Source organism: Salinicola sp., assembly GCF_982684285.1.
The window spans coordinates 1-1,037 of record NZ_CEXLVS010000537.1; the positions used below are offsets into that span (position 1 = coordinate 1).

Annotated in this window: 3 protein-coding genes; 1 reads left to right on the forward strand and 2 read right to left on the reverse strand. The window is 41.0% G+C overall.

Annotation, left to right across the window (positions count from 1 at the left end; translation table 11 throughout):
* Positions 1-26: 26 nt before the first annotated feature.
* Complete coding sequence (locus tag AC3AYF_RS21745) at positions 27-209, reverse strand: hypothetical protein (protein WP_487780544.1); 183 nt, start codon at positions 207-209, stop codon at positions 27-29.
* Positions 206-724, reverse strand: coding sequence for an adenine phosphoribosyltransferase (locus tag AC3AYF_RS21750; RefSeq protein ID WP_487780545.1), 519 nt, complete (start codon positions 722-724; stop codon positions 206-208). Before AC3AYF_RS21750 ends, AC3AYF_RS21745 begins: the two co-directional genes overlap by 4 nt.
* A 108-nt stretch (positions 725-832) precedes the next feature.
* Here AC3AYF_RS21750 and AC3AYF_RS21755 point away from each other — a divergent pair.
* A partial coding sequence (locus AC3AYF_RS21755) for a hypothetical protein (RefSeq protein WP_487780546.1) occupies positions 833-1,037 on the forward strand: 205 nt, incomplete at its 3' end.

Genomic DNA, 1,037 nt, shown 5'->3' on the forward strand with positions numbered 1-1,037 from the left:
TAATAGTATCGCCAACAAAAATCAGATCATCTCTCGGCAGAGTGTTGACTAAATGTCGCAGTACCAAAACCGGGTATTTCTTGACTTAATGAGCATTCGAGCGGCGATTCAACTACTTGCCAGTGTGTATTTGTCATTGGCGACTGGAAGATATGAGCATGCGCCAAGGGAGCAACCAGAATTAAGAGGAGATGAAAAATTATAGTCATGAGTATTTCACAAGCGAGTGTAAGGCATAATTCTCGAGTTGTTTACGTCCTTCTAACAGTGACAATTCTATAACAAATGCACATGCAACAACCTGGCCACCTAATTTTTCTACCAGTTCACAACTTGCCTTAGCTGTACCGCCAGTGGCCAGTACATCATCAACAAGCAAGATCTGATCGCCGGATTTAATAGCATCTACATGTGCTTCTAATGTCGCTTCACCGTATTCCAGTTCATAACTGACGCTTTGTACATCATAGGGTAGTTTCCCTGGTTTTCTTAGAGGGATAAAACCGACACCAAGTTCCCATGCCGCCAGACTACCAAAGATAAAGCCACGGGCTTCCATACCCGCTACAGCGGTAATATTCGTATCTTTGAATGGTTTAATCAGTTCCGAAATGGCTAAACGCAAGCTGGTCGGATCTTGTACTAGTGGGGTGATATCTTTGAAGACAATTCCTTTAATTGGAAAGTCGGGGATATCACGAATTTTACTGATTAATGTGTCCATAGTTTGCACAATCTATTGTAGGTGGGTTGTAGTGGTATTATATCGGCTGATCTTGCTATGACTATAGTGATATATTAATTTTTGTATTGAATTCTGGAGTGTTTGTTTGTGGGGTTTACACGATTGAGACAGTTTTTATTTCTGATTGTATTCGTTAGTTTTTTGACAGGTTGTTTGGGGTTGGGCAGTAAAGGTGGGGATGACGATACACCACACTATTATATTGTTGATGTAGATAGGGGATCTGTGGCTGCTGATTTTGCTAAAAATCGAGTGCTGTATTTAAAACCAGTCACCGTTACCTCACATTTTC